Raw genomic sequence first — 4,544 nt, 5'->3', positions numbered from 1 at the left:
GCCGCGAGCCCCCGGGTGAGCCCCCTGCGCATCCACCGCCCCATCGGGCGCTCCACCCACCGCCAGATCCCGTACGACAGGAGCAGCATCGCGGTCGTCACGACGGCCATGTTCCCCCAGTGGCCGAGGGCGGGCACGTGCCGGGTGAGGCCCTTGGCGAGCGGGTAGCCGAGGCTCATGTGGACCAGGTAGAACGGGTAGGTCAGCGCCCCCGCCGTCACCAGCCACCGCCAGCTCAGGTTCCGCAGTGGCCCGATGGTGGCCAGCATGAGGACGCCGAGGAACGCCGTCAGCAGCAGCGCGCACAGGCTCCAGGAGACGGTGCGGGTGCTCCCGGGCGCGGCCATGTGCCAGTCGACGCGTATCTGGAGCACGCTGAGCTGGTACGCCCACGCCATCCCCAGCAGGGTCCACAGCATCAGGTTCTGCCCGAACCGGAACATCAGGTAGAGCGCGATCCCGGCGACGAACAGCCCCGTGTAACCGCTCAGGACGAACTGGTCGAGCAGCCTGTTCTGGGTGGAGTGCGTGACGTACGCGGCGACCAGCCAGACCGTGCAGAAGCCGAGCAGCCGCTCGTAGGTCGCGCCGAACTTCAGCACGATCGCCATCAGCAGATAGAACCGCGCCTCCAGATCGAGCGTCCAGGCGACCCCGGCGAGCAGATCGGCGTCCAACGGGCCGGGAAACATCGTCAGGTTGGCCAGCACGGTCCGCGGGTGCAGGTCCTCCGGAAGGTTGTCGGACTTCTGGGGGAACACCGCGAGACGGGTGACGAGCAGCACGATCACCGCCCAGTACGCGGGGAAGAGCCGAGAGAGCCGGGACACCGCGAACTCGCCCGGCGTGCGCCCCCACGCGCTCATACAGATCACGAACCCGCTGATCAGGAAGAACATTTCGACGCCGAGCCAGCCGTACATCGAGGCGCGGTGCACGGTGTACGCGAACTCCCTGGGCGTCTCGCCCCAGATGCTCGGGAAGTTCTGGCCGAAGTAGTGGAAACAGGCGACCGCGAGCGCCGCCGCGAGGCGCAGCCCGTCGACGAGGGCGAGCCGCGGCGGCCGGTCGGGACTGTTCACCTGGCGGATGGACAACGTTCCTCCTGTCGACGAACTGTGCGGTTCCTACGGGGTGTAGGAGTCGCGGGCGCCTGAATAGTTGTTGCGGGGACGGGAGTTGTTACGCCCCTGTGATGCGACGAGGGGTGGCCCGCCGCCGGACCCGAGGGCCGTGAGAAGGTCGTGCCGACAGTGGATCAACACGAGAGGCAGCAGCATGTACGGGGTGTCCCTGGGAGACGACGGGGCCGAGTTGCGCCCCCTTGAGACGTGGCACGCCGAGGAGCTCCTCGCCCACTTCGACCGGGGCCGCGACCACATCGGCCGGTTCATCGGCTTCGGCTCCCGCGAGACGGACGTCGAGTCGACCCGCGCGCTCCTCAAGCGGTACGCCGACAAACGCACCGAGGACTCCGGCTCCCTGCACGGTATCTGGTACGAGGGGACGCTCGTCGGCGGCGTCCTGTTCCGTACGTTCGACGCGGCCACCGGCGTCTGCGAGGTCGGCTGCTGGCTGGAGCCCGCCGCGGTCGGCAAGGGCCTCGTCACGCGCGCGATGCACGTCCTGATCGACTGGGCCGTCGACGTACGCCGCATGCACCGCGTCGAATGGCACGCCGCCTCCGGCAACACCGCCAGCCTCGACGTCGCCCGCCGGCTCGGCATGAAGCAGGACGGCGTCCTGCGCGGCAGCCACCTCCACAAGGGCGAGCGGCACGACATCGAGATCTGGTCGCTGCTCGCGCCGGAGTGGCGTACCGCGCACAGCGATCATTAAGGAACCTCTCAGACGGCGTCCGTACGGTGCGGGGCATGGCTACCAAGACAGAAGACAACGCCGGCGAGATCTCCGAGGTGGAGCTGACCAAGGGCGCCGAGGACACCGTCGAGGAGGACACCACCGAGGACGACGAACTCCTCGCGGAGGGCCAGGAACCGGAGGCGAAGGAGACGTCGTACGTCGGACAGGGCGCCGCGGCCGTCGTCTCCGCCGCGCTCGGGTTCGTGTCGCTGAGCGGCAGTTGGATCGGTACGGTCGCGTCCGCGCGCGAGACGCTGATAGGCCAGCTCCAGACGTCGTCGTCGGCGGGCGTCCCCACGCAGCTCAAGGAGATCTACGGCGACGCGTGGAAGACCAGCGCGTTGTACGCCGGTCTCTTCGCTCTCATCGCCCTGGTCACCGCCGTCGTCGTCCTGGTCCGGCCCGCTTTCGGCAACCCGGACAAGGCGCAGCCGGCGTGGATCAAGTCCGTCGCCTGGGGCGGCGTCGCCCTCGGGGTGATCGGCCTGCTGCTGGCCGTACTCAAGTACAGCGACGCCCTTCTGAGTGTGCCGTCCGCGAGCTGACCCGAGGGTCCTCAGGGACCGCCGTAAGCACCTACGGCGGTCCCTAAGGACCCTTCTCCCGTTTCTAAGGCCCCCGCCCCCGCCGAAGATGCGGAACTCTCCCGATGTGCCCGACCCCCCTCGGGAACGAAGGTGGAACCACCACCGAGACACGGGAGTTCAAATGTTCCAGTACGAGTCCCACCAGCTCCGCTCCGCCGAACTGATCCGGCGCGCGAACCACGAGCGGCTGGTCAACGAGGCGGTACGCGCACGCAAGAGCGCCGCCGGGGCGTCCGATACGAAGCAGCCCCAACGGCACTGGTTCACCAGGGCGGCGTGAGTGCCGCCGGATGCCGTGCGCGCGATAACCGCTGGGGCGTTGTCAGACCCGTGTGCGATGCTCGGCGGCGTGGAGATGAGGTCGGTCAGTCCCGTGTTCGTGGGTCGAGCGGATGAGCTCGGCGCGCTGAACGACGCGCTCGCGCGTGCGGCGGCGGGGGAGCCGCAGGCGCTGGTCGTCGGGGGCGAGGCAGGCGTCGGGAAGACGCGGCTGGTCGAGGAGTTCGGGGCGGTCGCCGAGCGGCAGGGGGCCGTCGTCGCGGTCGGCGGCTGTGTCGAGATCGGCGCCGACGGGCTGCCGTTCGCGCCGTTCTCCACCGCCCTGCGCGCCCTGCGCCGGGCCCTGCCCGATGAGTTGGCCGCCGCTGCCGCCGGGCAGGAGGAGGAGCTGGCCCGGCTGCTGCCCGAACTCGGCGAGACCGCGCGCGGGCGGCACGACGAGGAGGGCACCGCCCGCCTCTTCGAACTGACCGCGCGCCTGCTGGAGCGGGTCGCCGACGGGCGTACGGTCGTCGTCGTCATCGAGGACCTGCACTGGGCGGACACCTCGACCCGCCACCTCCTGGCGTACCTGTTCCGCACGCTGCGCACGGGCAGGCTGCTCGTCCTCGCGACGTACCGCAGCGACGACATCCACCGCCGCCACCCCCTGCGCCCCCTCCTCGCCGAACTCGACCGCCTGCGCACCGTCCGCCGCATCGAACTCGCCCGCTTCACGCGCGAGGAGGTGGGCCGGCAGATCGCCGGCATCCTCGCCGCCGAACCCGACCCCGCGCAGGTCGACGAGATCTTCGAGCGGTCCGACGGGAACGCGTTCTTCGTCGAGGAACTCGCCGTCGCCTGCACCGGCGAGTGCTGCGCCGGGCTCACCGACTCCCTGCGGGACCTCCTCCTCGTCCGCGTGGAGGCGCTGCCCGACCACGCGCAGCGCGTCGCGCGGATCACCGCCGAAGGCGGGTCGACGGTCGAGTACCCGCTGCTCGCCGCCGTCGCCGGGCTCGGCGAGGACGACCTCATCGAGGCGCTGCGCGCGGCCGTCGGCGCGAACATCCTGATCCCCGCGCCCGGGGGTGACGGCTACCGGTTCCGGCACGCGCTCGTGCGCGAGGCCGTCGCGGACGACCTGCTGCCGGGGGAGCGGTCGCGGCTCAACCGGCGGTTCGCGCAGGCGCTGGAGGCCGAGCCGGGGCTCGTCCCCGCCGACCAGCGGGCGACGCGCCTCGCGAGCTACTGGTACCACGCGCACGACCCGGCGAAGGCGCTGCCCGCCGTGCTCGACGCGGCGGCGGAGGCGCGGTCGCGGCACGCGTACAGCGAGCAACTGCGGTTGCTGGAGCGGGCGATGGAGCTGTGGGACGCGGCGCCGGGGGAGGTCCTCGCGCGGCTGCGGCCCGTCGACTACGCGGAGGCGTACCCCCCGTGCGGCTGCGCCCCGGAGACGACGCCCCTCAGGTACCTGGACCTGATGGCCGAGGCGGCCGTCGCGGGCCGGCTGTCCGGCGCGCGGGAACGGGCCCTGAAGATCACCCGGCGGGCCCTGCGGCTCCTGGAGGAGGACCCCGATCCGCTGCGCGCCGCCTGGTTCTGGGTCCAGCGCTCCAAGCTGCTGCCCGCGCTCGGGCGCGGCGACGGCTGGCAGGAACTGTCCACCGCGCAGGACCTCGTGCGCGGGCTGCCGCCGTCCACCGTGCACGCCGAGGTGCTGTCGTCCGTCGCGGGCTGGTACATGCTCCACGAACCCGGGCCCGAGGCGATCGGCGCCGCCCAGCGGGCCGTGGAGTACGCGCGCATGGTCGGCGCCGAGGAGATCGAGTA

5 protein-coding genes are annotated in these 4,544 nt (G+C 71.5%); 4 read left to right on the top strand and 1 reads right to left on the bottom strand.

The features are described 5' to 3' along the window. Positions 1–1,097, bottom strand: a 1,097-nt coding sequence (locus AOK24_RS16200; RefSeq protein ID WP_055720785.1) for an acyltransferase family protein, incomplete at its 3' end; no start/stop codon positions are given. A gap of 181 nt (positions 1,098–1,278) precedes the next feature. On the opposite strand from AOK24_RS16200, the gene AOK24_RS16195 reads away from it, so the two are divergent. The 4 genes from AOK24_RS16195 to AOK24_RS16185 all read left to right on the top strand — a co-directional run. After that, positions 1,279–1,839 (top strand): GNAT family N-acetyltransferase, encoded by a 561-nt coding sequence (locus AOK24_RS16195; RefSeq protein WP_055720784.1) that lies wholly within the window; start codon positions 1,279–1,281, stop codon positions 1,837–1,839. 35 nt (positions 1,840–1,874) lie between these two features. Next, the gene (locus AOK24_RS16190) at positions 1,875–2,408 is read left to right on the top strand and encodes a hypothetical protein (protein WP_240000954.1); all 534 of its coding nucleotides are present in this window, start codon (positions 1,875–1,877) and stop codon (positions 2,406–2,408) included. 163 nt (positions 2,409–2,571) lie between these two features. Next, on the top strand, positions 2,572–2,730 hold the full coding sequence (locus tag AOK24_RS49200) for a hypothetical protein (RefSeq protein ID WP_165854454.1): 159 nt from the start codon (positions 2,572–2,574) through the stop codon (positions 2,728–2,730). Positions 2,731–2,787: 57 nt separating this feature from the next. Continuing rightward, positions 2,788–4,544, top strand: a 1,757-nt coding sequence (locus AOK24_RS16185; protein WP_420876669.1) for an ATP-binding protein, incomplete at its 3' end; no start/stop codon positions are given.

The sequence above is a fragment of the Streptomyces niveiscabiei genome (assembly GCF_001419795.1).
Classification (GTDB): Bacteria; Actinomycetota; Actinomycetes; order Streptomycetales; family Streptomycetaceae; genus Streptomyces; species Streptomyces niveiscabiei.
The sequence above is the reverse complement of the archived record's forward strand: the minus strand, read 5'-3'. Positions and strand labels throughout refer to the sequence as shown.

Bases quoted from the DNA above. Each gene is read 5' to 3' on its own strand.
- AOK24_RS16195 (WP_055720784.1), top strand. From the start codon at position 1,279: ATGTACGGGGTGTCCCTGGGAGACGACGGGGCCGAGTTGCGCCCCCTT.
- AOK24_RS16190 (WP_240000954.1), top strand. From the start codon at position 1,875: ATGGCTACCAAGACAGAAGACAACGCCGGCGAGATCTCCGAGGTGGAG.
- AOK24_RS49200 (WP_165854454.1), top strand. From the start codon at position 2,572: ATGTTCCAGTACGAGTCCCACCAGCTCCGCTCCGCCGAACTGATCCGG.